Below are 26031 nucleotides of genomic sequence, written 5' to 3'. Positions count from 1 at the left end.
ATGTCCCCGACCTCCCCCGAACCGCAGGGTGCGTCCGCGCTCCTGGTCAACTCGCTCGGCCAGTACCTGCTGCACCTGCGCGACGCCAACAAGCCGCACATCTGGGACCCGGGTACGTGGTCCATCCCGGGCGGGGGCCTGGAGGACGGGGAGACCTCGCTCCGGGCGGTCGAACGCGAACTCCTCGAAGAGACCGGCCTGTCCGTCCCCCTGGAACCGCTCACCGTCGTGGACGCACACGGCCCGGACGGGACCAGGAGCCGGATCCGCGTGTTCCTCGGCACCTGGGACGGGGACGCCGACACGCTCCCGTGCCCCGAGGGCATCATGTTCCGCTGGTTCGACGCCGCCACCACGGCGTACCTGACCATGTGCCCGTGGGTGGCCCAGGTCATCGACGTGCACCGGAGGAGCGCTGCCACGGTCGCCGCCGGCGCGCCCGCGCCGCGCCCCCGCGGGGACGGCAGGGGCCACCCCAACATCATCGGCGTGCACCTCTACCTCCAGCGCGAGGACGGCCGGATCCTGCTCGGGCTGCGCCATCCCGACGTCGCGTTCGCGGGCCGGTCCTACCACTTCCTCGCGGGCCACTGCGAGTGGGAGGGCGCGCGGGCTTCGCTGATCCGGGAGGCGCGGGAGGAGGCCGGCCTGGTCATCCGGGCCGAGGACGTCGAGCTCGTCCACACCGTCCACGTCCTCCACGAGCGCGGCCGCGGCCTGCCCCGACTCCAGCTCGTGTTCCGCGCCCGCGCCTGGTCGGGCGTCCCTGAGGTACGGGAACCGGACAAGTGCCTGGAGTGGGCATGGTTCGCCCCGGATCGGCTCCCCGAGCCGATCGTCCCGTACGCCCGCACGGCGATCGAGGCCATCGGCCGCGGCCAGGCCTACTCGGAGCTCGGCTGGCCTTGACCTCCGCCCCACCCGGCCCACCTCATCCATGGTGCCTCCGATGCGGTGGTCGAACGCGATCCCGGCGAACAGCGAACAGCTACCGGTGGTCCCGTCATCACCCATCTCGTTGCGCTACCGGCCCCCGCAGACAAGTGCCACCGCCAGGCGTGGCCGCAGCGAACCGCCCTGCGGATGCGACGCCGTCGCGCTGAGCCCTGGGGTGGATCGGTCTGCCGGCTACCAAGGGAGTGCCGCGCAAATGGTCTTGCCGCCTTCCGGCGCCGGGTTGACGCGGATGTGGGTGGCGAGTCGCTTGATCATGAACCATCCCCACCCTCCGGTCCCGTCCGTGCCGGGGGTCCGCGGCAGGGGAGGTTCCGGGCTGTGGTCGGTGACACAGACGTCGATGGAGCCGTCGAGCAGTTCCAGGTGCAGCGCGCAGGGGCCGCCGGTGTGCCGGATCGCGTTGGCGACGAGCTCGGCCACCACCAGGAGCACGTTGTCCGTGCTCTCGTTCGTGGCGGGGGCCCGTAGGTGGGTGGCCCGGGCCAGAAAGGCACGGGTGGCGTCACGTGCTGCCGCGACTGGTCGATTCATGCGCGACAGAGGCTGATCGAGAACGACTGCGCTCACCTGTTCCTCCTTCCGTCCTGCGGGCTTGTATGTCGCGCATGCCCCGCTACGCGAGCGGAAACCGGGACAAGGCGTGCCACTTGAGGCCGGGGAGCAGCCGTGGGCCTCGTGTTCCTGATCCACGTCAGCGCTGCGGGGGAGCACGGCGGGGCCGGATCTGCCGCGGGGCCTGGCCGAACGCCGCCGCGGGCTGGTCCACGCGCCTTCCGAGGCTGCCCACCTGCTGGATGGTCGGCCGCGACTGCCCTCACCTCAGCCCGCCGGGGCGCGCGGCGGCGGGCGGGTCCGCCGTGCGGCGGGGGGACGGGTGTCGCAGACTCCTGTATGAGGGCCGGTGCATGCGGCGCGGGCCGTGGTGAGGGTGTTCGGCGTGCTTGAGGTCCCGTTTTGGCTGTGGGCGGTGTTCGCCGCGACGGTGGTGGTGTCGCTGGCGGTGGATCTGCTGGCCCACCGCACCGCTCACATCATCGGCTTCAAGGAGGCGGCCGCTTGGAGCTGCCTGTGGGTGGGCCTCGCGCTGGCCTTCGGCGGGACCGTCTTCCTCGTGCTCGGCACGACCGCGGGGACGGAGTACACGACCGCGTGGCTGCTGGAGAAGAGCCTGTCGGTCGACAACCTGTTCGTCTTCGCCGTGATCTTCGCCTACTTCAAGGTGCCGCGCGCCTATCAGCACAGGGTGCTGTTCTTCGGCGTCATCGGGGCCCTCGTCTTCCGCGGGATCTTCCTGTCCCTGGGCGTTGCGGTCGTCAGCCGCTTCACGGCCGTCCTCTTCGGCTTCGCCGCCGTTCTCTTCTACAGCACCTACAAGCTGCTCAAGGACGAGCAGGACAGCTTCGACCCCGGCAAGAGCTTCGCCGTCCGGATGCTCCGCAAGGTGATCCCGGTGCGCGACGAGTACGCGGGCGCGAAGTTCTTCGTGAGAGAGGCCGGCAAGCGCGTGGCGACCCCACTCCTGGCCGTGGTGGCCGCCATCGAGGCGGCGGACCTGATCTTCGCCGTGGACAGCGTTCCCGCCGTCCTCGCGGTCAGCGACGACGCCTTCGTCGTCTACACGAGCAACGCCTTCGCCATCCTCGGCCTTCGGGCCCTCTACTTCTTGCTCGCCGGACTGCTGGACCGCTTCCACTACCTGAACAGGGGTCTGGCGATCATCCTCGCCTTCATCGGCGTCAAGCTCATCCTCCAGGCGTCCCACAAGTTGATCAGTGCCGACATCCCCGAGATCCCCTCTCCCGTGAGTCTGGCCGTCATCGTCGTGGTGCTGGCCTGTTCCGTCGTCCTGAGCATCCGCCGCCCCGCCCCCGTCCCCGACGGGAGCGGGGACGACGACGACCCGCCCCGGTCGACGGACTGACCTCCACCGGCCTGGGGAAAATGCCGCAATTCGGACACCGGAAACCCTTCCCCTCCGTCGACCGGACGGCCTATCTTTAAAAAATGAGCAAAGTCGAGCATGAGACCAGTTCCCGCCGGCAGGCGCTCACGTGCCCGGCCTGCAAGCGTCCCGTGACGATGACCACCGCCAGGGGCCGGCACAAGACCCTCGGAGTCTTCGTGCCGGTGTGGGTCCCGGGCCCCTGCCACAACCCGGACTGCACCGCCTACCTGCAGGCCCCCCGGACGACGTAGCGCGCCGCCGGCGCGTCGCGCAGCCGCCGGGCCCGCCGGAGCAGGGGGCCCGCCGGAACAGCGTGACGAGGCGTTCCCCGCGGCTCCGGGCGAGACCGGGGCGTTCAGCTCCGCGGGTCGCCGGCGTCGCGAGACGGGGCCGGGGCCGGCTCCGGGGACCGTACGTCCACGGGAGGTTCCGGGTCGGTGTCCAAGAGCTCCGGCTCCAGGCCCTGAGTCACGCCGGTCCGGCGCCGTCCGACGTCCGCGCGCCACGCCTCGAAGACGAGCGCCGTCGCGGTGACCACGGCGAGACCGAGCAGCCAGCCCCCCACGACGTCGCTCACCCAGTGCACGCCGAGCGCGACGCGGGTGTAGCCGACGCCCACCACGGACACCAGGGCGAGCGCCCAGGCGACGGGCCGCCAGGGGCGGGGGACGAGGGGCAGCAGGACCAGCAGCAGCACGGCGCACGAGGTGGTGGCCGTCATCGCGTGGCCGGACGGGAAGGAGAAGCCGGGTGCGTCGGCGACCGGATCGGGCAGGTGCGGCCGGGCTCGCTCCACGATGATCTTGACCAATCCTCCGGTCAGCCCGCCGGCCACCGCCGTGACGGACGCCCAGGCCGCCAGCCGCCAGGCGCGGCGGACCAGGAGCCAGATCACGAGCAGGGCCACCAGCAGGCGCATCGTCACGGGGTCCCACACGACGCCGGTGAGGACGTCCAGGACGCGCACCCAGGCGGGATGGTCGAGAGCGGTCTCGTGCAGCCGCTCGGCCGTCATCCGGTCGAGGCGGTACAGCGGGGGCCACTGGGATTCCACCAGGACCAGGGCGAGGGCGAAGGGCACGGACACCGCGGCCGTCACGAGGGCGGTCAGGAGCAGTCTCGTGCCGAAGGCGGTGTCGGGTCCCGCGTGCCGTGACAACAGGCCTCGGACGGTACGGCGTCGGGGAGGGTCGGTGCGTCCCGTCACGGTCGTACGGCTCCCTTCGTTGCGGTGTGCGGTGTGTGCTGTCCGGTGTGAGGGGGTGAGGGGCTGAGGGCCGGCGAGCCCGCGGAGGGGATCAGACCCCGGGGTCGGCGGTGACCGGGTCGCTCACCCCCGCGCGGACGGCTTCCAGTTGCGCGGCGAACGCGAGGCCGAGGAAGAGGGCCATCGAGGTGAGGTACGACCAAAGCAGGAGCGACACGATCGCGCTGAGCGGTCCGTAGACGCTGGTGAAGGAGCTGCTGGCGCCCACGTACAGGCTCAGTGCCCAGGTGGCCAGGTTCCACAGGACCAGGTGCACGACGGCTCCGAAGGCCAGCCAGGTGTAGCCGGGTTGGCGCCGGCGCGGCGAGAGGCGGAAGATCGCGCTGGTGGCCAGTACGGCGAGCAGGAACCCGACGGGCCAGCGCAGGATCTCCCAGGCCTGGACGGTGGAGGGAGCGAGCTGGTAGACCTCCGCGATCGCATGGGTCAGGTGGGACCCCAGTACGGTCACGATGAAGCTGAGGCCCAGGGGGAAGCCGGCCAGGACCACCATGAGCATGCCGCGCGTGTACTTGCGGAGGAAAGGCCGGTCGCGTTCGTTGCCGTAGATGCGGTTGGCGCCCCGTTCGACCTGGCACAGCGCGGTCGTCACGTTGACCAGCGAGAACAGCAGGCCGAGCCACAGCGCGGCCTGGCCTCCGTTGCCCGCGTGCCGACGGCTCTCGCGCAGCGCCTCGTCCACGACGGCCTGGCCCGGGCCACTGGTGAGGCGGCGGAGGGTGAGCTCGGCGACGCGTCCGATGTCGTCGGCGTGCAGGACGCCGGACAGGCCGACGGCCGCGATCGCCAGCGGGACGATGGACAGAACGGTCTGCAGGGCGAGGGCGCGGGCGTTGCTGAACCCGTCGGCGTACCGGAAGCGTACGAAGGAGTCGCGGGCCAGGCTCCACCTTCCGTAGCGGCGCAGCGCCCTCCATGCCTCGTCGCCGGACAGCTCGTCGCCCAGGACGTCATGTCTTTGCGGTACCCGTCGTGCGGTGCCCACCGTTCTCTTCCTCTCCTCGTGCGGATCCCGCGGTGTGCGGCGCGGCCGGTCGCGGCTTCCCGTCCGGCCGGCCGGACGGCTGTACGGCGCTTCGCGCGCCCGTACCGGGGCCGGTGCCGGCGGGAGCGCCGGGCGCCCGGGGCAGGTACATCCGCAAGGCCCTCGGTTCCACCTCGGCCGTCAACCGGACCCCGTCGGCCAGGACGTCGCCGTCGACCTCGCGCGGCTGGGGAGAGGCGCAGCGGATGTCGACGCGGGTGGCGCTGAAGTACTCCAGCGCGCCTCCCGCCTCGCGCAGTCCGTCCGCCGCCCGGGGTGCGGTGGCGGGTTCCGGGCGCTCCGTACGAGCGTCCCGCGGCGGCGGGGTGCCGCCGCGCGGAATGCGGGAGATCAGGTGGCCGGCCGCCGTGAGCCAGCCGAAGGGGCCGCGGGGGTCGAACAGCACCACTTCCAGTCGTCCGCTGTCCGGCCGCGCCCGCGGCAGGAGGGGCAGGCCGCCCTGGAGGGCGCCGACGTTGCCGATGACGACCATGCGGGCGCGGCGCCGGTGGCGGCGCCCGCCGTCGACCCGGATCGACAGCCGCATGCCCGGGTCGTTGAGGTGCCGCACGGCCGACAGTACGTACGCGGCCCAGCCCAGCCGGGACTTGAGCCGGGGTGAGGCGTCCCGGACCATCGCGGCGTCGAATCCGATGCCGACCATGACGGCGAACCGGGTGGGGACGAGGGCGTCGCCGCGCACCCGGCCCACATCGAGCGCGAAGCAGTCCCCGGCCAGGGCCTGCGCCAGCGCGTCGGCCGGATCGAGCGGGAGGCCCAGGTTGCGCGCGAGGAGGTTGCCGGTGCCGCAGGGGCCGACCGCCATCGGGATACCGGTACCCGCCAGGACGTCCGCCACGGCGCGCAGGGTGCCGTCGCCTCCGCAGACCACCACGAGGGCGGGGCCGTGCGCCGCGATCTCCTCGGTCAGGGGGCCGCAGGGCCGGTCGGCCGTGGTGGGGATCCACCGCTGGTTCCCGTCGTCGTGTCCGTGGGCCGCCAGTACGGCGCGGATCCGGTCGGCGAGGTCGTCGGGGCAGGCGTGCGGGTGGCGGACCACGACGACCGTCCGGCCCGCGCGGGCCGGGCCGGGATTCCTGGGCGCGGGGATGCGGGGAGACGGGGAGGGGGAGGGGGAGGTTGTCACGGCGTCGGCGCCGCCACGCGGCGCGCACGCGGTCCCGGCGTCCCCGGCGTCCTGTGCACCCCCGGCACCCCCGGCACCCCCGGCACCCCCGTCGCCCACGGCAGCCCGGGTGTTCTCCGTGTCCCCGGCGTCCCGGACCTCCCGCCCGGACAGCACGACGAAGCCCATGATCAGCAGCGTGGCCGCGCCGTTGAGCAGGCCGCCCGCCACATCGGTGGGGTGGTGCATGCCCCGGTACATGCGCGACACCCCGACGGCCAGTGGGACGAGCAGCGGCACCGCTGCCAGGGCGTACCGCCACGGACCGCGCCCCCGTGTCCTCACCAGCGCGATGACGGCCAGTCCCGCGTACAGAGCCACGGACGCTCCGACGTGCCCGGAGGGGAAGCTGGACGTCGGTGGCGCGCCGTCCAGGCGGGGAACGTCGGGGCGGGGCCGCTGCACGAGCACCGTGACCAGCAGGAACACGGCCGACTGCGCGGCGACCGAGGCGGCGAGGAAGAGGGCCTCGGCCCGCCCGGCGACCCGGGGCGCCACGAGCAGCGCCACGACGCAGACCAGCGTCACACCGATGATCCCCTCCGTGCTGGCCAGCGCGGAGAACCAGTCCGTCACGGTCGTGGCGGGGGCGGCGCGCTCCTGCGCGAGGTGCCGGTTGGCACGGTCCTCTTCCGACACCGGCCAGTGGTCGGCTGCCGGGCCGGTGATCAGCAGGCCCAGGCCCGCCACGAGGGCCACTTGGACCGGCAGGAGCAGCAAGGGCCAGGTCCTGCGCGCGGCCGGGCCGATTCTTGGCTTCATTGCGGTCTTGTTGCCCCGGTGGGCCGGATGATGCGCCGTGCGCCACCGCGGCCGCTGACCTGGGGAGTTGGCGTGACATCTGTTTGGATCCGGGATTCCTGACCAGACGAGGAGAGGTGCGGGGTCCGTCCCTCCAGGGGGTGATGGACCGCGTCGGGTGAGGGGAAGGGCCGGCCGAGCGCCGGCCCTTCCCCGGCCGCGGCCCATGGACGAGTGAGGGAGGGGTCCCGTATGGCGACATCGGGAGGGCGTCGGACCGGTGCGGGCAAGGGCGCCGCGTCCGTGGGGCGTGACGTCGTGCTGGCGGTCGGGCTCATAGGGATCTGCGTCGGCGGACTGGCCGTCTTCGTCAGGACGGCCGCGGGGGCGCAGGGCGGCGTACCGGTGATGCCGGTCGTCACGATGGTCGTCCTGCTGGCCGGGGTGGTACTGGCCCGCTGGAGCGTGGCACCCGGCCGGCGCCGCTCCCCCGCGTACCCGCCGGTCCTGTCGCCGCAGGGCCTGCCGGCCGCGCCGCAGCCGGTCGACCTGCCCGAGGTGGGGCCCGACGCCCTGGACCACGGGGCGGTGGACGCCGACGGATTCGAGCACGCGGTCGCCGCGTTGTGCGCGCGGGACGGCTGCCCTCAGGTGGAAGTCGTGGGCGGGGCCGGGGACTTGGGGGCCGACGTGATCGCCACGACGGCGGACGGTCTGCGCGTCGTCGTCCAGTGCAAGCACTACGGCGAGGGCAACCGGGTCGGCTCGCAGGACCTCCAGCGCTTCGGCGGCACCTGTTTCGCCGTCCACGAGGCCGACGTCGCGGTCGTGGTGACCACCAGCGCCTTCACCGCTCCGGCCGAGGAGTACGCCGCCGCCTGCGACATCGTCTGCGTCGACGGGGAGAGCCTGGCCGCGTGGACCGAGTCGAGGACGCCGCCGCCCTGGGAGACGGCCGCCGTACGGACACAGGTGCCGGCGGAGGTCCAGGCGTAGGCCGAGCGGCCTCCACCGGGTTCATGCGCCCCGCCCACCGGATCCGCCGCTGCGCGCGGTCGTCCTCCCGGAGGGTCCCGCGCCCACGGCCGCCGACCGCGCGTGGGCCCAAAGGCGGTTCAGGTCTGCCGCGTCCAGCGCTGCGACGCGTCCCGGAGCAGGTGTTCGTCACCAGGCCCCCGGCCATGCCGAGGTCGAGGCAGCCGCCGCCGTAGTCGGCACGCAGGGTCCCGCCGGAGCCCGTACGCCACAGCCGGCCGGCGTCCTGGGCGCAGTCGCCCACGAAGACGGCCTGGCCCGGCCCGTTGGAGTACAGGCATCCGCCGGACTGCTCGTTGACGAGCTTGAAGCTGCCGTTCGCCGCGCTCCGTAACCATCAATGTGCAGGGGAGCAGGCCGACTTCACCCGTTCGGAACGCGGAGGTCGTCACATCGGGCGGCGGCCCCGCGTACCGGAGGACGCCTTGCCGTCGCCCGCGCCCTCCTGCGGGCCTGCGCCGGCCCGGGCGTCGCGCAGCGCCGTGTGCACGGACCAGACCACGGAGACGAGCGGGACCGCGACCACCGCGCCGACCACCCCCGCGGCGATGGCTCCCGCGACCACCGCGATCGCGACCACCAGGGGGTGCAGCCGTACCGCCCGGCTCATCACCAGCGGATGCAGCAGGTGGCCCTCGATCTGGCCGATGACCACGATCAGCCCGACCACCACGGCCGCCACGAGGGGGCCCTTCGCGGCCAGCGCGACCACCGCCGCGATCGCCAGCGCGACCGGCGATCCGACGAGGGGGACGAACGCCGCGAAGAACTCCAGCAGCGCGAGCGGCAGGGCGAGCGGGACGCCGAGGAAGAACAGCGCGAGGCCGACGAGGAGCGAGTTCACCGCCGCGACGACGACGATGCCGTGGGTGTACCCGGTGAACGTGCGCCAGGCCGCGCCGCCCGCGAGGGTCACCTGCTCGCGCCGGCCTTCGGGCAGCTGCGCGCAGAACCAGGACCACTGCCGGTCGCCGCCGTGCAGGAAGAGGACGGAGGAGAACACCGCCAGGGCGAGCACGGTGAGCACCTGCACCAGGTGCCCGGCCCCGCTGACGGCCTCGCTCAGCACGGTGGACCGGTGGCTCGACAGGAAGGCGCCAATGCGGGACTGGACATCGGCGAGGGCGTGCGGGTTCAACAGGAACGGCGGGCCCTCCAGCCATGTCTCGATGCTGGTGAGGCCCGCGCGGAACTCCTTCACCAGGGTGGTGCTCTCGCCCGCCACGGCCGCGCCCACCAGCGCGAGCACGCCGAGCAGCAGCAGCGCGCTGCCGACCAGGGAGACGGCGACGGCGAGGGGCCGGGGCACGATACGGGCCAGGCGCCGGGTCGGCGGTGACAGCAGCGCCGTGACGACCAGGCCGAGGAAGAGCGCCACGGCGATCTCGTGGAACCTGCCCAGCAGGGCGAAGACGGCGTAGACGGCGGCGCCGACGACCAACAGGCGCCAGGCGTAGGACGCGGCCGTACGCAGGAACGGTGACACCGGTGGCATGTCCCATGGATGCCACGGCGGGGCTCCGCTGCCACGCGTGGGGCCCCGGATTGGGCCGTCCGGGCACGGCGGACGGTCTGCGGACCGGGACGTGCCGCCACGGCCGCCGCCGAGATCACTCGGGGTGGCCGGCGTCGTCCGTCCGGTCGGCCTGACTGGAGAACTTGTTCAGGAAGACGTCGTACCAGCCGTCCGGCCGCCGGGTGAGGGTGGCGCCGTCCTGCCAGGTCCCGTTGTCGTCCCACCAGCGGCTGCCGTACGGGTCGCCCTGGTTCTGGTGGATGTTGTGCATGCCGAGGCCCTGGTCGAACGGCTCCCCGAAGATCAGCACGGGACGCCCGGGGACGAGCACGGCTTCGAGAGCCCGCGCCGCGTCGAGGTTGGATCCCGAGTTCCACGGCCGGGGCGGGCGCAGCCGGTCCCGCAGGGCCCGCATCCAGGCGGGGGGTCGACGGACGAAGAGGCAGCCCGGCCGGTCCACCAGCGCGGGGTGCCGGAGGTAGTCGAGCGCGCCCGAACCCGACGCCATGGACAGGTCGTGGTAGCCGGGGGCCAGGGCGGGGACCGGTTCGAGCACCGAGGGGGCCAGGGTGAACACCTTCCACTGGACCCCGGTTGAGGACTGCTTGCTGTCCACGTCGACGGCGCACCGGTACCGCCCGGCCGGCCCGTCGACTTCGAGGTTGACATGGAACCACTGGCCCTGGTCGTCGGGCCGGTCACGGAAGTGGCGGTGCAGGGTTCCCGAGAGCACGCCATAGGCATCGAGCGGCATGACGCCCAGTCAACCACCCGCGGACGCCCGGCCGGGCCGGGTCGTCTTCGATCGGACGGTCGGGTCGGGCCCCTCTCACCCTACGACGCACGTCTCCCTCCGGAACCGACACTCCCCGCGGCTTCGGCAACAGGCCCTATCGGCCCGGGCCGCCCCCGCCGGGCTCGAATCCGGCGAGCATCCGCTCCAGCGCCTGCTGGTCCGGCCCGACGAACGGATCGATGCCCGGGGCGCCCCCGAGGGTGTCGAGGAACCGCGCGGTCAGGCCGTCCGCCGGGGGCAAGTGCGTGGAGAGGATGGTCCGGGGATCCATGGACCGCAGCGGTTCCACCGTGGCCAGGAAGCGGTCCTTGTCCACCAGTTGTACCCACGGACTGTCCACGCTCGCCCAGAACAGCTGGGCCGCCCGCAGGTCCTCGGCGCCGAGCCCCGCCACGTCGGCGCCGGTGGCGACGTCCGCGGTGGGCATGGGACCGCCGAAGCAGTCGGAGCTGAAGCAGGTGCGGGAGCGGTCGTCGTAGAAACCCACGGTGGCCGGGTTGTCGAACAGCGGCGGCCGGAACGCGTGGAGCGTGCGGTCGCCCACGTCCAGGTTCTGGCCGGGGTTGAGGAAGTACACCCGGTCCGCGGGCAGCGGCCGCTCGGTGGACATGATCCCGGCGCCCAGGAACGTGGTCACCAGGCGGGCTCGGGGCGCGGCGTCGAGCAGCGCGAAGAGGCCTCCCGTGTGGTCCCGGTCCGGGTGGGTCAGCCAGATCCACCGGACGTCGGCGGGGTCGATGACGGAGCCGAGGGCGTCGAGGAAGTGCCGGTCCGGCAGTCCGCAGCCGGTGTCGACGACGACCGGCTGCTCCGCGTGGACGACGAAGGCGTTGACCGGGAGGAAGCCGACCCCCGGCACCTCCAGGCAGTCGGCGAGGACGGTGGTGTCGGGACCCGCCTTGTGCGTGCTCATGGTGTCCTCCACGGCGCTGCGCGGAACGCTGCCCCCTCCCCCCATCGTGACGCCGCCCGGTTGCGGCCGCGCGCGGGGCGTGCGGGGGTGCGGGCAGGGTCGGACGGGTGCGGACGCGGGAGGGGTGGTTGCCGGGGCGGCGTCGCGGGGCGGCCGGGTCAGGGCAGCGGTACGCCCCTGGCGGCGATCCAGAGCTCGTACCACTCCTCGTGGGTGAGGTCCGGCTCCCGTTCGGCCGCGTCCCGGCAGGCGCGGATGCGGTCGGGGCGCGCGGTGCCGATGACCGGCGCGATCGCGGCGGGATGCCGCATCAGCCACCACAGCAGAACCGATTCGGGCGTGGTGTCCTTGCGGTGGGCGAGGTCGGCCAGCAGGTCCGCCGTGGCCTGCTCGGCGGGCGTCCGCTGCTGCCCGGTGAAACGCCCCTGCGCCAGCGACCCCCACGCCTGGAGGCCGATTCCGTGCTCGCGGCAGTGCTCCAGCGTGCCGAGGGGGAAGCCGTTGCCGGCGGCCTCCGGGGTGTTGATCACCACGCCGGCCTCGACCCAGTCACGGCGGTGCAGGCTCATCTCCAGCTGGTTCGCGACCAGCGGTACGTCGAGCACGGCCTGGAGGGCGCCGATCTGCGCGGCGCCCATGTTGGAGACCCCGAAGCTCCGTACGAGGCCCTGCCCGTGCAAGGAGGTCAGCGCCGACGCGATCTCCTCCGGGTCGGCGAGCGGGTCGGGGCGGTGCAGCAGCAGGACGTCGATCACGTCGGTCCGCAGTCGGGTCAGGCTCTCCTCCACGCGCCGCGTGATGCTCCCGGCGCGCAAGTCGTACCGGCCCGGGCCGTCCTCGTCGGCGAGGCGGATGCCGCACTTGGTCTGGAGCGTGATGCGCTCCCGGAGTCCCGGGGTGCGGGCCAGTACCTCGCCGAACACGGCCTCGGCCTTGCCGTGCCGATAGATGTCCGCGTGGTCGAAGGCGGTGATCCCGCTGTCCAGCGCCGCTTCGATCGCACCCTCGGCCGCGTCGATGTCCCCCGGTTCGTACGGACCGGGCTCCCAGCCGCCGCCGAGCCCCATACAGCCGTAGAGCACCCGGCCGTCCTTCGTTCCCGCCTTCGCGTTCACCGTCACGAGCTCACCCTATGCGCTGTTGCGGGGTGGGGTTCGAGCGTGCCGATCGGCCGTACACTCGGCCCATGGGTCGCACACGTTCTTCGAGGCAGTGCCTGCGTCAGGCCGCCTCCGACGTGCGCCCGGCGGTGATCGCCGCGGCCTCCGTGAGCGAGGCCCCCGACACCCTTGACACCCCCACCGCGGCTGACGCGGCCGGCGCGGGCGCTCCCGAAGGGCCCCGCACCACTCTGCACGGCCACGGCTAGCGACAGCCCCGCCGCGCCCGCCGCCCGCTCGCCCGGTGCGCGCGCTCTCCCCGCCGGGCCGGACCGTTCCGCACGGTGCCCGCCGGGGCGTTCTCCGTCGCCGCTCCACGTCACCACAGCAGCTTCCCGGCGTTCCGCCGCAGCTGCCGCCCGGCTACGGCCGCACGCCCGGACCGTGCCACCTCGAAGGGATCATTGTGAAGCTGAGCGCGTTGCTGGCCGGCCAGGAGCACCACGTCCTCCAGGGTGACCCCGAGCAGACCCCGATCACCGGGGGAACCACCTTCGACGCCGACCGGGTGGTGCCGGGGTCGCTGTTCATCGCGGTGCCCGGCCATCGGGAGGGCGGGCCGGGCGCGGTGTCGCCCGCCTTGGCGCGCGGCGCCGCCGCGGTGATCGTCGACGGCTCCGAACCGGCTCTGCCGGCGTCGGTGTGGCCCCTCGGCAGCTGCGCCGTGCGGGTACCGGACGCACGGGTGGCCGCCGCGATCGCCGCCTCGCGCTACTACGGCGAGCCGGGCCGGCAGATGGACGTGGTGGCGATCACCGGCACCAACGGCAAGACGTCGGTGTCGTACATGGTCGAGTCCGCCCTGCGGATCTCGGAGGGAGCGAGCGTGGGGGTCATCGGGACCGCCGGCAGCCGGATCGGGGACGAGCCGATCCCGATGCCGCCGTCGGTGCTCACCACGCCGGAGTCGCCGGACCTGCAATACCTGCTGGGGTACATGCGGGACCGCGCGGCCGGCAGCGTGGTCCTGGAGGCGACCTCGATGGGACTGCTGAACCACCGGCTGGACCGGACGTTCGTCGACGTCGGGGTGTTCACGAACCTGACCCAGGACCACCTGGACGACCACGGGACGATGGAGCACTACCGGGACGCCAAACTCCGCCTCTTCCAAGGCCTGTGCCGACACGCCGTCGTCAACGCCGACGATCCGGTGGGGGCCGGCATCCGGTCGATGATGCCGGGTGCGGTGACCACGTACGCCCTGGACTCGCCGGCGGACTACCGGGCCACCGACCTCGTCGTAACGGCCGAGGGCACGCGCTTCACCCTCCACCACGGCGGGTACGCGTACCCGGCTTCGATCCCCCTCCCCGGCCGGTTCTCGGTGGCCAACGCGCTGGCCACCGTGGCCGCCTGCCACGTCCTGGGCCACGACCTGGTCGGACTGATCGCCGCGCTCGACCGGATGCCTCCCGTACCGGGCCGGTTCGAGCGGTTCCGGACCCCGCTCGGGACGTCGGTGATCGTGGACTACGCCCACTCCCCGGACTCGCTGGACAAGGTCCTCGCCACCGTCCGCGGTTTCTCGCGCGGCCGGATCGTCACGGTCTTCGGCTGCGGCGGGGACCGGGACACCACCAAGCGGGCCGAGATGGGACGCATCGCCGGCATCCACTCCGACCTGTGCGTCCTCACCTCCGACAACCCGCGCACCGAGGACCCGGAGGGCATCCTCGACGAGATCGCCCCCGGGCTCGCGGCGACGGGGACCCCGTACGAGCGCGTGGCGGACCGCCGGCGGGCGATCGCGCTGGCGCTGGCCTCCGCGGGACCCGAGGACGTGGTCCTGATCGCCGGCAAGGGGAGCGAGCCGCACCAGATCGTCGGCGCGGAGCTGCGCCCGTTCAGCGACATGGCCACGGTCCGCGAACTGGCGGGGGCGACCGCGCACATGACGGTGCCGGCGATCACGGGCCCGGAGATCGCGGTGCCCGCGGCCGCGGCCACGAGCCACCCGTAGGCCGTGGGCCGTGCCGCGGCCGGACACCCTCGGCCGCGGCCGCGCGTGATCAGCTCCTTGCCGTGCCGGGTGAGACGGCGTCGATCTGATGGACGCGTTGGCTGGTCAGCTCGTACCGGGCGGCGACGACCGCCAGTTCCCCGGCCTGGATACGGCCGGTCAGGACGGGCTCCGCGGCGAGACGGCTGCGTACCAGGCCCACGTTCGCGGAGATCGCCGCGTCCACGCGGGCGGCCCCGGTCAGACTGTGGTCGATCGCCGGGCGGATCTGATCGGCCAGGTACTGCAAGTGCCCTGCCAGCCGTCCTCCGGTCTCGTCCGCGCGGACGGCGGCCGCCACGGCTCCGCAGGACTGGTGTCCTAGGATCACGACCAGCGGAATGTGCAGCTCCTCCACGCCGTAGATGATGCTGGCGAGGACCGCCTCGTCCAGGACCTCACCTGCCGAGCGCACGGTCAGCAGATCACCGAGGCCCTGGTCGAAGACCAGCTCCGGCGGCACGCGGGAATCGACGCAGCCCAGGATCACGGCGAAGGGATGCTGTCCGGCGATCAAGGTCTGCCGTACCGCCCTCGTCTCGTCGGGGTGCCGCTCGTGGAGGGTGCGCCAGCGCCGGTTCCCCGAGGCGAGGGTACGCAGCGCGGACGCGGGCGTGGTCGGTCGCGGGCCGTTCAGCCCGATGGAGGCGTCGGTCGCGGGGACCGGGGAACCGAAGACCAGCCCCGCGGTCACGGCGACCGCTCCCGTCAGCCCGGCCCGCACGAACCGGCGCCGCCCCGTGTTCCCATGGCGTTCAGCATCGACGGTCATGTGTCGACAAGTTAGGCGCACCGCGGGCACCGGGGGGCCGTCCGGCGCCCGCCTTGATCGAGCCTTGGGCAAACCATGGGCAGAAGCCGCACCATCGGCGAAGGCCGCGCCCCGCCCGGCCCTCGCGAGCTCCTTGCCGGGACGGGACCCCTTTCAGGACTTGCGGTACGTGTACGCCTCACCGGCGGCCGACACGACCGCCTCCAGCGCGGCCCCGGCGGAAGCGGCGACGACCGCCGCCGTCGCACCCTCCACGAACGGTGCGTCCACCAGCCGCGACCCCGGGGGAAGTTCGTCGTCCTCCAGCAGCGCCTTCACGGTCAGCACGGCGCTCCCCAGGTCCACCAGCAGGGCGATCCCGGCGCCGCCGTCCACCTGCCGCGCGGCGGCGATGATCAGCTCCGCACTCGTGCCCAGACCGCCGTCGGCCGTGCCGCCCGCCGCGGCCACCGGCGCCACGGGGCCGCCCGCGGCCAGGCCCCGGGCCAGGTCCGCCACCGACTCCGCGACCGCCGCGCTGTGCGAGACCAGCACGATGCCGACGGGACCGGGACGCGGGCCCGGCTGCGGCCCGCTCACAGCACACCGTCCGCGACGTCCGCCAGTGCCCCCAGCAGCAGGGCCGACGAGGTCGCGCCCGGGTCCTGGTGCCCGATGCTCCGCTCGCCCAGGTAGCTGGCGCGGCCCTTGCGCGCCTGCATCGGTACCGTCGCCAGCGCCCCGCCCTCCGCCGCGTCCGCGGCCGCCCGGTAGGAATCGCCCAGGGCGGCGATCCCCGGCAGCAGGGCGTCCAGCATCGTCTTGTCGCCGGGCGCGGCGCCGCCGAGTTGCGCCACCGCGCCCACCGCCGCGTCCAGGGCGCCGCGCAGGTCCTCGTCGGAGACCTCGGCGGCGTCGCCGAGTTCCTTGCCCGTACGCCGCAGCAGCGTCCCGTACAGCGGGCCGGAGGCACCCCCGACGGTCGAGATCAGGGTCCGCCCGGCAAGCTGCATCACCGCTCCCGGAACGGCGGGGGCGTCCTTGTCCAGGGCCGCCCGGACCGCGGTGAAGCCGCGCAGCAGGTTGCTGCCGTGGTCGGCGTCCCCGATCGGGGAGTCGAGCTCGGTCAGCCGGGGCGCCTCGCGCTCCACGGCGGCCGCGGCGGCCGCCATCCAGCGCCGGAAGAAGTCTGCGTCTCGCACCGGGTCTCCTCGCCTCGCGTCGGACCCCACCCGTCCGACGGCCGCCATCGTCCTTGCGCCACCTTACGGTCAGCCCCGCGGTCAGCGGCCCCAGCGCAGCGCCGGCGTCTGCACGGGCGCGTCCCACAGCCGCAGCAGCTCCTCGTCGGCCCGGCACAGGGTCACGGAGCAGCCCGCCATGTCCAGCGAGGTGACGTAGTTGCCCACGAGGGTGCGTGCCACCGGTACGCCCCGGGCCGCCAGCACCGCCGCGACCTCGGCGTGGAACCCGTACAGCTCCAGCAGCGGTGTCGCCCCCATCCCGTTGACCAGCGCCAGCACCGGCCCGTCGGGCGGAGCCACCTCCGCCAGGTCCTCCAGTACGGCGCCGACCGCGAACTCCGCGATCTCCCGTGCCGACATCATCGCGCGCCGTTCGCGGCCCGGTTCGCCGTGGATGCCGACCCCCAGTTCCAGCTCGCCGTCCGGCAGGTCGAAGGTCGGGCTGCCCTTCGCCGGGGTGGTGCAGGCGCTCAGTGCCACGCCGAAGCTGCGCGAGGCGCCGTTGACCCGCCGGGCCACCGCGGCGACCTGTTCCAGCGCAGCGCCTTCCTCGGCCGCCGCCCCGGCGATCTTCTCCACGAAGAGCGTGGCGCCGGTGCCGCGCCGCCCGGCCGTGTACAGGCTGTCGGTCACCGCGACGTCGTCGTCGACCAGGACCCGCTCGATCCGGACGCCGTCCTCCTCGGCCAGCTCGGCGGCCATGTCGAAGTTCAACACGTCCCCGGTGTAGTTCTTGACGACGAAGAGGACGCCCTGCCCCGCGTCCACGGCCTTGGCCGCCTGCACCATCTGGTCGGGCACCGGGGAGGTGAAGACCTCTCCGGGACACGCGGCCGACAGCATCCCGTACCCCACGAAGCCCCCGTGCAGGGGCTCGTGCCCGGAACCGCCGCCGGACACGAGCCCGACCCGGCCGCCCTCCCGGGCGTCCCGCCGTACGACGACGCGCCGCTCCACGTCCACCGCGAGCTCCGGATGGGCGGCCGCCATCCCGCGCAGGGCGTCCGCGACCACGGTCTCCGCACTGTTGATCAGCATCTTCATCGGGTACCTCCCGGGTGGAACCGACGGGTGAGCATCAGGCCGGTGCGCCCGCCGCGCCGGCGGAAGCAACAGGTCGCGGGCGGGTGCCACTGGCCTCACCCGCCCTTCCACAAGTGTGCAGCCGAGGCACGGACATCCGCGACGGATACGCGTTCCCCCATGGCCCGTCCCTCATCCGTTCGCACGGTTGACAGGGCCGGTACTAAACTGCTTCCGGAGGACTCGGGGCTTTCGACAGCCGGTCTCAGGGCCGGCGGGAAGCGGGCACCTATGACGGAACGGCTCAAGAGGTCGGGGCTGGTCGGCGAACTGTCAGCCGAATTCGCCGGCACCATGATCCTCATCCTCTTCGGTTGCGGAGTGGTGGCCCAGGTGGTCGCCGGCGGGGCCCTCACGGACCCGGCGGGCGGCCTGGGAAACCACGACAGCATCGCCTGGGCCTGGGGCCTCGGCGTCACCCTGGGCGTATACGTCGCGGCGCGGCTGAGCGGCGCCCATCTCAATCCCGCGGTGACCGTGGCGCTGGCGGCATTCAAGGGCTTCCCGTGGAGCAAGGTGGCTCCCTACGCGCTGGCCCAGACGGCCGGCGCGTTCGTGGCGGCCCTGATCGTTCGGTGGAACTACTCCGAGGCGCTGGCGAAGGCCGACCCCGGACACACCATCAAGACGCAGGGCGTCTTCTCCACGCTGCCGGCCAACGGGAACACGAACCTGCCGGTCACCGAATGGGGCGCACTGCGCGACCAGATCATCGGCACCGCGATCCTGCTCCTGCTGATCCTCGCGGTCACGGACCTGCTGAACACACCCCCCGGCGCCAATCTGGCGCCGTTCATCGTCGGCCTGATCGTGGTGGCGATCGGCATGGCCTGGGGCACCAACGCCGGTTACGCGATCAACCCGGCGCGCGACTTCGGTCCCCGGCTGGCCAGTTTCTTCACCGGGTACGGCGGGGCGTGGCGGGATCAGTACGGGCACTTCTACTTCTGGGTGCCCATCATCGGCCCGCTGATCGGCGGTCTGCTGGGCGCGGGCCTGTACAAGTTCTTCATCGGCCGGTTCCTGCCGACCGCCGAGCCGGAACCCCCCGGGCGGGTCCCGAGCCCGGACGAGAGCTGACCGGATCCCGGGGCGGGCTCGGCCCGGCCTGGCCCGCCCCGGGCGGAGCCCCAAGAGAGGCGGCATCCCATGGCTGACTTCGTCGGCGCAGTGGACCAGGGGACCACCAGCACACGTTTCATGATCTTCGACCACGCAGGCAACGAGGTGGCCAGGCACCAGCTGGAGCACACGCAGATCCTCCCGCGCTCGGGATGGGTGGAACACGACCCGGTCGAGATTTGGGAGCGCACCAACTCGGTGATGCAGAACGCCCTCCGGCACGGAAACCTCTCCGCCTCCGACCTCACGGCCATCGGCATCACGAACCAGCGCGAGACGACCGTCGTCTGGGACCCCCGCACGGGCCGTCCCTACTACAACGCCATCGTCTGGCAGGACACCCGCACGGACTCCATCGCGGCCGCGCTGGAGCGCTCGGGCCGGGGCGACGTCATCCGCCGCAAGGCGGGGCTGCCGCCGGCCACCTACTTCTCCGGCGGCAAGATCCAGTGGATCCTGGAGAACGTCGACGGAGTCCGCGAAGCGGCCGAGCAGGGCCACGCCCTCTTCGGCAACACCGACTGCTGGGTGCTGTGGAACCTCACGGGTGGACCGGAGGGCGGCATCCACGCCACCGACGTGACCAATGCCAGCCGCACCATGCTGATGGACCTGGAGACCCTCGACTGGGACGACGAGCTGCTGGGCTTCTTCGGCGTGCCCCGGTCGATGCTGCCGACCATCAATCCGTCGTCCCACCCGGAGGCGTTCGGCCGGACCCGGACCTCCCGTCCGCTGCGGGAGGCCATCCCCATCACCGGTGTGCTCGGCGACCAGCAGGCGGCCACCGTCGGGCAGGTCTGCTACGCCCCCGGCGAGGCCAAGAACACCTACGGCACGGGCAACTTCCTGGTGCTCAACACCGGAACCGAGCTGGTCCGGTCGCAGCACGGCCTCCTCACCACCGTGGCCTACCAGTTCGCGGGCAGTCCGGCGATCTACGCGCTGGAGGGCTCCATCGCCGTCACCGGCTCCGCGATCCAGTGGCTGCGCGACCAGCTGAAGATCATCAGCGACGCCGCCGAGAGCGAACGGCTGGCCCGTACCGTCGAGGACAGCGGCGGGATCTACTTCGTCCCCGCCTTCTCCGGCCTGTTCGCCCCGTACTGGCGCTCCGACGCCCGCGGCGCGATCGTCGGTCTCGCCCGCTACCACGACAACGGCCACCTGGCGCGGGCCGCGCTGGAAGCCATCTGCTACCAGAGCCGCGACGTCGTGGAGGCCATGGAGCAGGACTCCGGCGTTCACCTCGACGTGCTCAAGGTCGACGGCGGCGTGACCGCCAACGACCTCTGCATGCAGGTCCAGGCGGACGTCCTCGGCGTGCCGGTCAGCCGCCCCGTCGTGGCGGAGACGACCGCGCTCGGCGCCGCGTACGCCGCCGGGCTGGCCACCGGATTCTGGCGGGACACGGACGAACTGCGCACGCACTGGCAGGAGTCCAAGCGCTGGGAGCCCCAGTGGTCCGAGGAGCAGCGGGCGGAGGGGTACGCGGGCTGGAAGAAGGCGGTGGAGCGCACGCTCAACTGGGCCGAGGTCGAATAGGCCCCACCGCGGTACGAGGGCACCCGCGCTACGGGTCACCCGAAGTGCGGCGTACCCCGCACCCGCACCCGCACCCGCATCCCGCACCCCGCACCCCGCAATACGAGGAGGAGACCATGGTGAACCCGGTGGCCCTCTCGCCCGGAGCACGCGCGGAGGCCCTCGCCCGACTGCGGGAGGGTGAGCTCGACGTCCTGGTCGTCGGCGGTGGCGTCGTGGGTGCGGGAGCGGCCCTGGACGCCGTCACCCGGGGCCTGAGGGTCGGCCTCGTGGAGGCCAGGGACTGGGCGTCGGGCACGTCCAGCCGCTCCAGCAAGCTGATCCACGGCGGCCTGCGCTACCTGGAGATGCTGGACTTCCGGCTCGTCGCCGAAGCCCTCAAGGAACGCGGCCTCCTGCTGCAGTTCCTGGCCCCCCACCTGGTACGCCCGGTGCCCTTCCTCTACCCCCTGCAGCACCGGGTCTGGGAACGCCCGTACGTGGGCGCCGGCGTGCTGCTGTACGACGCCATGGCCACGGCCTCCGGCACCTCCAGGGGCCTGCCCCACCACCGCCATCTGCTCAAGGGCCAGGCCCTGCACGAGGCGCCCGCGCTGCGCTCCGACGCCCTGGTCGGCGCGATCCAGTACTGGGACGCCCAGGTCGACGACGCCCGGCACACCATGTTCCTCACGCGTACGGCCGCCGCCTACGGGGCGCTGGCCGCCAACCGCACCCGCGTGAGCCGCTTCCTGCGGCAGGGCGAGCGGGTGGTGGGCGCCGTCGTCACCGATCTGGAGACCGGCGAGGAGAGCGAGGTGCGGGCCAAGCAGGTCATCAACGCCACCGGCGTGTGGACCGACGACACCCAGGCGATGGCCGGCACCCGCGGGCAGTTCCACGTCCGCGCCTCCAAGGGCGTGCACCTGCTGGTCCCCCGCGACCGGATCAACTCCCGCACCGGGCTGATCCTGCGCACCGAGAAGAGCGTGCTGTTCGTCATCCCCTGGGGCCGACACTGGATCATCGGGACCACCGACACCGACTGGACGCTCGACAAGGCCCATCCGGCCCTCAGCTCCCGGGACGTCACCTACCTGCTGGAGCACGTCAACGCGGTCCTGACCACGCCCCTCGTCCCCGAGGACGTCGAAGGCGTCTACGCGGGCCTGCGCCCGTTGCTGTCCGGCGAGGCCGCGGAGACCAGCAAACTGTCGCGGGAGCACCTGGTCGCCCACCCGGTGCCCGGGCTCGTCGTGGTGGCGGGCGGCAAGTACACGACGTACCGGGTCATGGCCAAGGACGCCGTGGACGAGGCGGCCCGCGGTCTGGACGAGAAGGTGCCCGACTGCACCACCCAGCGCGTCCCGCTGCTCGGCGCCGACGGCTATCCGGCCCTGTGGAACTCCCGGCAGAGCCTCGCCGCCCGCTCGGGGCTGCACGTCGCCCGCATCGAGCACCTCCTGAACCGCTACGGCTCCCTGGTGCACGAACTGCTCGCCCTGGTCGCGGACGACCCCTCGCTCGGGGAGCCGCTGCCGAGCTCCGACGACTACCTGCGGGTCGAAGCCGTCTACGCGGTGACCCACGAGGGGGCCCGCCACGTGGAGGACGTCCTGGCCCGGCGCACCCGGATCTCCATCGAGTCGTGGGACCGCGGCGTGGACGCCGCCCGGACCGTCGCCGAACTGATGGCTCCGCACCTCGGATGGGACCGGGCGCACCAGGACCGCGAGGTCGACCACTACCTCAAGCGGGTGGCGGCCGAACGCGAAGCCCAGCAGCAGCCGGACGACCGCACCGCCGACGCGGTGCGCCTCGGCGCCCCGGACATCATCCCGTCGCGCTGAGACCGGGCCGGGGTCGGGGCGGCGGCGGCCGCACGGCCTTCGCCTCGGCCCGCCTCCGGCTCGGGGTCCGGTCTCGTAGCGGCGCGGGTCACGGGCGGGTGGCGGTGATCAGGTAGTAGTCCAGGATCTCCTGTTCCCAGGCGGTCAGGAAGTTGCGGGGCCACGTACCCGGCTCCCAGAGGCGGGCGAGCCACCGGTCCCAACCGGGCCAGACCTGCGGGCCGATGGAGCGGGTCCGGACATCCGTGAGACCGGCGTCGGCGAGGGTTTCGGCGAACCGGGAGACGGGACGGGCGATGTCCAGGCCGCTGGCGAAGGAGTCGAGCAGCCCCGCGAGCCGGTCGGCGTGCGCGGGGGCGCCGTCCACCGTGAAGAAGCTGGCGACGGCCACCCGCCCGCCGGGCCGCAGGACGCGTGCCGCCTCGCGGGCGAAGGCGGGCAGGTCGGGGAAGTGCTGGGCCGCCTCGACGCTGTAGAGGCAGTCGAACTCCCCGTCGCCGAACGGCAGTTTCTCAGCGGCCCCCAGAGCGAAGCGCAGCCGCTGCGGCCGGGCCCGCAGGAGCGGGGCGTTGGTCTCCCGGGCCCGTCGGAGCTGGTGGGGATGGATGTCCACGCCGGTGATCGCCGCGGGCCGGTACTCGTCGAGGGCGAGCGCGCACCCGAGGCCGAGGCCGCAGCCGATCTCGACGGCGCGGGCGCCCCCGGGGGCGGCGGCGTCGAGGACGTGCCGGTAGAGGTCCTGCTCGCTGCGGACCCGGTCGCTCTCCGAGAGCGGGCGATCCAGGTCGATGGACCGCCAGTAACCGAAGTTGATGAACCCTCCGGCGAAGACGGGGACCGCGCTGAGGTCTGCCGGTCCGTACGTCTCCCACACCTCGGGCCGCACGGCCGGAACGGGCTGCTGCCCGGGCTCGCTCGTCAACGCCGCACCGCCTCCGTGGACACCGGGGCCGTCCGGCGCCGGAACCACCAGTGTGGCCCGCGGAGCGCGGGGACGACAGACCGCCTTGCCGGCCGCCGTGCGTGTCGGGGGCGCAGATCGGCGGGACTCGGGCGGTCCCGGCGCGGTGGTTCCGTACAGGTCGGGGACCGGCCACGGCCGCGGCCGTCGAGCGCCTGCCGCGCCGTCAGGGCCGTTTACCCTGCGGTGTGCATGCTCTGTCAGCCCTTGTTGGAGGTCAACCGTGTCCCGGACCCTGCTCGTACTGGCCCATCCCCGGTCGGATTCCCTCTCCGCCGCGGTAGCCGACCGAACCCGTCGCCTGCTGGAGGCCGACGGCGGTTCCGTGGACCTGCTCGACCTGTACGCGGAGGACTTCGACCCGCGGATGACCCCGGTCGACGAGCCCGACTGGCAGAACCGCGAGAAGGAGTACTCCCCCGAGGTCCGCGCACACATGGAGCGCCTACAGGCCGCCGACGACGTGATCGTGGTCTTCCCGGTCTGGTGGTTCGCGCCGCCGGCCATCTTGAAGGGCTGGATCGACCGGGTCTGGAACTACGGCTTCGCCTACGGCCGCAGCAAGCCGCGTCTGGCCGGCAAGGGCATCCTGTGGCTCCCCCTGAACGGCGAGGCCGGCAACTCGGCCCTGACCGACGCCCTCGTGGTCCAGCTGCGGAGCGGGATCTCGGAGTTCTGCGGGTTCAGCCATGCCGAGGTACGGGTCCTGTACGGCACCGAGTTCTCGGGCATCGCCGAGGAGCAGCGGGAGGCCCGCGCCAAGGAGGTGTTCGCCGAGGCGGAGAGCGCGGTGACCGCGTTCGCCGCCCGCACCCGCGAGCCGGCTCCTGCCTCGGTGCCCGCGTCCGCCTCCGCCTGACCTGCGCGCACCCGCACGCGGCCCCCTGCCCCGCCTCCATGAGGCCGGGGCTGCGGGGCCGTCGACGTCCTTGACCGGCGCCCGCCGGAACGCGGTCCCCGTCGCCTTCCCGCTACCCCCTTCGCCTCTGTGGGGGTGCGTTCCCCGTCGGATTCTGATGGATGAGGCCGACGACTTCCGGCCAATGTTCGGCGCCCCCGAAGACCTGTCCGGCGGCGACGCGTCCTCCGAGGCAGGCCGCCGGGTGCCGGGTGCGCGGGGCGGCTCGCTCCGGCGTCCGGGGCACCACGTACGCTCGGCCGGGAACGGCGCGCGTACGGAAGAGAAGATGACTGAAGCACCCCGGCACGGTACGGAATCCTCTGTGGACGGACAGGGTCGGGTCGCGACCGTGCGCATATTCATCGCTCTCGCCCCGCCCGACGACGCGAAGGCCGAACTGCAGCGGGCACTGGGCCCCGCCTACGCGGCCTACCCGCGCATGCGGTGGAACCGCATAGAAGACTGGCACATCACTCTGGCGTTCCTCGGGGAGCTTCCGGTCGAAACCGTTCCGCTCCTGCGGCCGCCGCTCGCGGACCTCGCGGCGGCGCGGAAGCCCGTGGGGCTGTCGTTGCGCGGCGGCGGGCACTTCGGCGAACGCGTGCTGTGGAGCGGGATCGGCGGGGACCTCGAAGGACTGCACCGGCTGGCCACTGAGGTGCGTTCGGTCGTCAAGGAGTGCGGTATCCCCTTCGAGGACCGGCCGCTGCGCCCCCACCTGACGCTGGCCCGCGCGCGCCGGGACGATCCGACCTGCGCGGAGGAGGCCGCCGCCGTACTCACCGGATTCGCCGGCCGCCCTTGGGAAGCCGCTCGCCTGCACCTGGTGGGCAGCAACATCGGGCGCGGTCCGGGGCCGATCCACTACCGCGACATCGAAGCGTGGACCTTCGGTGAGGGCGAGGGGTAGCGCTGCCAGCTCGGGTCCCAGCTCGGGCGCATGCAGCTCGTCCAGGGCGTGGGCGCAGTTCGCTCCCGCCTGCCGGCGTTCGGCGATCACGAGACCACCGTCAGCACGATCTTGCCTTGGAGGTGGCCCTGCGCGGCTCGCGTGTGTGCGCTGCCCGCCTCGGGCAGCGGGTAGGTGCTGTCCACCCCGACCTGGAGCTTGCCCTCGTCGAACAGGCGCCCGATCTCGGCGAGCTGGGGGCCGTTGGAACGCACCTGAATGTTCGAGACGGTGATGCCCAGATTCGCCGTCTCTTCCGGGTCGTACTGGGCGAAGAACACCGGAAGCATGGTGCCGCCGCGCTTGAGCACGGTCAGGAAGCGTGAACTGTCCCGGCCACCGACGGTGTCGATGACCAGGTCGACACCGCTGACCACGTCCGCGGCCTGCGTCCTGGTGTAGTCGATGAACTCATCGGCGCCGAGCTCGCGCAGGAACTGCTCGTGCCGGCCCGAGGCCACCGCGATCACGTGTGCCCCCTTCCATTTCGCCAGCTGCACCGCGAAGTGGCCCACTCCACCGGCGGCCCCGTTGACCAGCACGGTCATCCCCGGCGTGATCGGCACCGGCTGGTGCACCCGGCCGGTGAAAGGAGACGGCACGTCGTGGCCGAGATCGACCAGGTACTGCCAGGCCGTAAGCACGGCCATCGGCGCCCCAGCCGCCTGCACGTGGTCCATACCGGTCGGCTTGTGAGCCAGGTCCGAAGCCCGCGCGGCCACGTACTCGGCGTACGTCCGGCCGTCGAATCCCGGGAACCGCAGCATGCCGAAGACCTCGTCTCCGACGGCGAACCCCAGCACGTCCGGAGCGACCGCCTGGACCACGCCCGACATGTCCGTTCCGGGGATCAGGGGGAACTCCAGCGCCGGCCGCATCTCGGGCGGCATGACCTTCATCCCCTCACGCAGGTACCAGTCCGGCGGGTTGATGCCCGCCGCGTGCACTCGGACGAGCACCTCGCCCGGGCCGATCTCGGGAACCGGCACCTCGTCACACTTCAAAACTTCCGGCCCGCCCGCTTCGTGGAACTGGATCGCCTTCATCGCGCCTGTCGCTTTCTCGGGGAAACGTTGCTCCTTCAGTCAAGTCCCAAGACGCCAT

Annotated in this window: 25 protein-coding genes; 11 read left to right on the top strand and 14 right to left on the bottom strand. The window is 72.9% G+C overall.

Going from position 1 to position 26031, the window contains the following annotated elements:
- The gene (locus ACWFQ8_RS28205; protein WP_453789094.1) at positions 1 to 909 is read left to right on the top strand and encodes an NUDIX hydrolase; all 909 of its coding nucleotides are present in this window, start codon (positions 1 to 3) and stop codon (positions 907 to 909) included.
- Positions 910 to 1128: 219 nt separating this feature from the next.
- Here the strand turns inward: ACWFQ8_RS28205 and ACWFQ8_RS28200 are convergent, their stop codons facing one another.
- Entirely contained in the window at positions 1129 to 1488 is a 360-nt protein-coding gene (locus tag ACWFQ8_RS28200) for an ATP-binding protein (protein WP_453789093.1), read from the bottom strand.
- A 406-nt stretch (positions 1489 to 1894) separates the two neighbouring features.
- On the opposite strand from ACWFQ8_RS28200, the gene ACWFQ8_RS28195 reads away from it, so the two are divergent.
- Complete coding sequence (locus ACWFQ8_RS28195; protein ID WP_453789092.1) at positions 1895 to 2878, top strand: TerC family protein; 984 nt, start codon at positions 1895 to 1897, stop codon at positions 2876 to 2878.
- Between the two features lie 83 nt (positions 2879 to 2961).
- A complete protein-coding gene (locus tag ACWFQ8_RS28190; RefSeq protein ID WP_453789091.1) occupies positions 2962 to 3153 on the top strand; it encodes a hypothetical protein in 192 nt (63 codons plus the stop codon).
- A 104-nt stretch (positions 3154 to 3257) separates the two neighbouring features.
- On the opposite strand, the gene ACWFQ8_RS28185 is transcribed toward ACWFQ8_RS28190, so the two are convergent.
- From ACWFQ8_RS28185 to ACWFQ8_RS28175, 3 genes are all read right to left on the bottom strand, one after another.
- The gene (locus tag ACWFQ8_RS28185; protein WP_453789110.1) at positions 3258 to 4064 is read right to left on the bottom strand and encodes a phosphatase PAP2 family protein; all 807 of its coding nucleotides are present in this window, start codon (positions 4062 to 4064) and stop codon (positions 3258 to 3260) included.
- Between the two features lie 136 nt (positions 4065 to 4200).
- Complete coding sequence (locus ACWFQ8_RS28180; RefSeq protein ID WP_453789090.1) at positions 4201 to 5154, bottom strand: YihY/virulence factor BrkB family protein; 954 nt, start codon at positions 5152 to 5154, stop codon at positions 4201 to 4203.
- Positions 5120 to 7141, bottom strand: coding sequence for a diacylglycerol kinase family protein (locus ACWFQ8_RS28175; protein WP_453789089.1), 2022 nt, complete (start codon positions 7139 to 7141; stop codon positions 5120 to 5122). Before ACWFQ8_RS28175 ends, ACWFQ8_RS28180 begins: the two co-directional genes overlap by 35 nt.
- Positions 7142 to 7372: 231 nt before the next feature.
- Here ACWFQ8_RS28175 and ACWFQ8_RS28170 point away from each other — a divergent pair, with 231 nt between their 5' ends.
- Entirely contained in the window at positions 7373 to 8116 is a 744-nt protein-coding gene (locus tag ACWFQ8_RS28170) for a restriction endonuclease (RefSeq protein WP_453789088.1), read from the top strand.
- Between the two features lie 427 nt (positions 8117 to 8543).
- Here ACWFQ8_RS28170 and ACWFQ8_RS28165 read toward each other — a convergent pair whose 3' ends face one another.
- The 4 genes from ACWFQ8_RS28165 to ACWFQ8_RS28150 form a co-directional block, all read right to left on the bottom strand.
- Positions 8544 to 9650, bottom strand: coding sequence for an AI-2E family transporter (locus ACWFQ8_RS28165; protein WP_453789087.1), 1107 nt, complete (start codon positions 9648 to 9650; stop codon positions 8544 to 8546).
- Between the two features lie 115 nt (positions 9651 to 9765).
- On the bottom strand, positions 9766 to 10425 hold the full coding sequence (locus ACWFQ8_RS28160; protein WP_453789086.1) for a DUF2278 family protein: 660 nt from the start codon (positions 10423 to 10425) through the stop codon (positions 9766 to 9768).
- 136 nt (positions 10426 to 10561) lie between these two features.
- Positions 10562 to 11380, bottom strand: a complete 819-nt coding sequence (locus tag ACWFQ8_RS28155; protein ID WP_453789085.1) for an MBL fold metallo-hydrolase — start codon at positions 11378 to 11380, stop codon at positions 10562 to 10564.
- Between the two features lie 158 nt (positions 11381 to 11538).
- Positions 11539 to 12501: an aldo/keto reductase gene (locus ACWFQ8_RS28150; RefSeq protein WP_453789084.1), complete on the bottom strand. Its 963-nt coding sequence runs from the start codon at positions 12499 to 12501 to the stop codon at positions 11539 to 11541.
- 65 nt (positions 12502 to 12566) lie between these two features.
- On the opposite strand from ACWFQ8_RS28150, the gene ACWFQ8_RS28145 reads away from it, so the two are divergent.
- Positions 12567 to 12749, top strand: coding sequence for a hypothetical protein (locus tag ACWFQ8_RS28145; protein WP_453789083.1), 183 nt, complete (start codon positions 12567 to 12569; stop codon positions 12747 to 12749).
- Positions 12750 to 12946: 197 nt separating this feature from the next.
- Positions 12947 to 14503 carry a UDP-N-acetylmuramoyl-L-alanyl-D-glutamate--2,6-diaminopimelate ligase gene (locus ACWFQ8_RS28140; protein WP_453789082.1) on the top strand — a complete coding sequence of 519 codons (1557 nt, stop codon included), beginning with the start codon at positions 12947 to 12949 and terminating at the stop codon, positions 14501 to 14503.
- A gap of 49 nt (positions 14504 to 14552) precedes the next feature.
- Here the strand turns inward: ACWFQ8_RS28140 and ACWFQ8_RS28135 are convergent, their stop codons facing one another.
- The 4 genes from ACWFQ8_RS28135 to dhaK all read right to left on the bottom strand — a co-directional run bounded on the left by ACWFQ8_RS28135 (position 14553) and on the right by dhaK (position 17581).
- Positions 14553 to 15314 carry a carbonic anhydrase gene (locus ACWFQ8_RS28135; protein WP_453789081.1) on the bottom strand — a complete coding sequence of 254 codons (762 nt, stop codon included), beginning with the start codon at positions 15312 to 15314 and terminating at the stop codon, positions 14553 to 14555.
- A gap of 153 nt (positions 15315 to 15467) precedes the next feature.
- Entirely contained in the window at positions 15468 to 15893 is a 426-nt protein-coding gene (locus tag ACWFQ8_RS28130; protein WP_453789080.1) for a PTS-dependent dihydroxyacetone kinase phosphotransferase subunit DhaM, read from the bottom strand.
- Complete coding sequence (gene dhaL / locus ACWFQ8_RS28125; protein WP_453789079.1) at positions 15890 to 16495, bottom strand: dihydroxyacetone kinase subunit DhaL; 606 nt, start codon at positions 16493 to 16495, stop codon at positions 15890 to 15892. Before dhaL ends, ACWFQ8_RS28130 begins: the two co-directional genes overlap by 4 nt.
- A gap of 81 nt (positions 16496 to 16576) precedes the next feature.
- Entirely contained in the window at positions 16577 to 17581 is a 1005-nt protein-coding gene (gene dhaK, locus ACWFQ8_RS28120) for a dihydroxyacetone kinase subunit DhaK (protein ID WP_453789078.1), read from the bottom strand.
- A gap of 270 nt (positions 17582 to 17851) precedes the next feature.
- On the opposite strand from dhaK, the gene ACWFQ8_RS28115 reads away from it, so the two are divergent.
- From ACWFQ8_RS28115 to ACWFQ8_RS28105, 3 genes are all read left to right on the top strand, one after another.
- Positions 17852 to 18700 (top strand): MIP/aquaporin family protein, encoded by an 849-nt coding sequence (locus tag ACWFQ8_RS28115; protein WP_453789077.1) that lies wholly within the window; start codon positions 17852 to 17854, stop codon positions 18698 to 18700.
- Between the two features lie 69 nt (positions 18701 to 18769).
- The gene (gene glpK / locus ACWFQ8_RS28110) at positions 18770 to 20287 is read left to right on the top strand and encodes a glycerol kinase GlpK (protein WP_453789076.1); all 1518 of its coding nucleotides are present in this window, start codon (positions 18770 to 18772) and stop codon (positions 20285 to 20287) included.
- Between the two features lie 116 nt (positions 20288 to 20403).
- Complete coding sequence (locus tag ACWFQ8_RS28105; RefSeq protein ID WP_453789075.1) at positions 20404 to 22116, top strand: glycerol-3-phosphate dehydrogenase/oxidase; 1713 nt, start codon at positions 20404 to 20406, stop codon at positions 22114 to 22116.
- An 88-nt stretch (positions 22117 to 22204) separates the two neighbouring features.
- Here the strand turns inward: ACWFQ8_RS28105 and ACWFQ8_RS28100 are convergent, their stop codons facing one another.
- Positions 22205 to 23038, bottom strand: a complete 834-nt coding sequence (locus ACWFQ8_RS28100; RefSeq protein ID WP_453789074.1) for a class I SAM-dependent methyltransferase — start codon at positions 23036 to 23038, stop codon at positions 22205 to 22207.
- A gap of 262 nt (positions 23039 to 23300) precedes the next feature.
- On the opposite strand from ACWFQ8_RS28100, the gene ACWFQ8_RS28095 reads away from it, so the two are divergent.
- Both ACWFQ8_RS28095 and thpR read left to right on the top strand, forming a co-directional pair.
- Positions 23301 to 23936: an NAD(P)H oxidoreductase gene (locus ACWFQ8_RS28095; RefSeq protein WP_453789073.1), complete on the top strand. Its 636-nt coding sequence runs from the start codon at positions 23301 to 23303 to the stop codon at positions 23934 to 23936.
- 328 nt (positions 23937 to 24264) lie between these two features.
- Positions 24265 to 24888, top strand: a complete 624-nt coding sequence (gene thpR, locus ACWFQ8_RS28090; protein ID WP_453789072.1) for an RNA 2',3'-cyclic phosphodiesterase — start codon at positions 24265 to 24267, stop codon at positions 24886 to 24888.
- 86 nt (positions 24889 to 24974) lie between these two features.
- Here the strand turns inward: thpR and ACWFQ8_RS28085 are convergent, their stop codons facing one another.
- Positions 24975 to 25973 (bottom strand): NADP-dependent oxidoreductase, encoded by a 999-nt coding sequence (locus ACWFQ8_RS28085; RefSeq protein ID WP_453789071.1) that lies wholly within the window; start codon positions 25971 to 25973, stop codon positions 24975 to 24977.
- Positions 25974 to 26031: the final 58 nt, after the last annotated feature.

Source organism: Streptomyces sp. NPDC055254, assembly GCF_053606025.1.
Note: the sequence above shows the minus strand (reverse complement) of the source record. Positions and strands in the feature narration are given on the sequence as shown.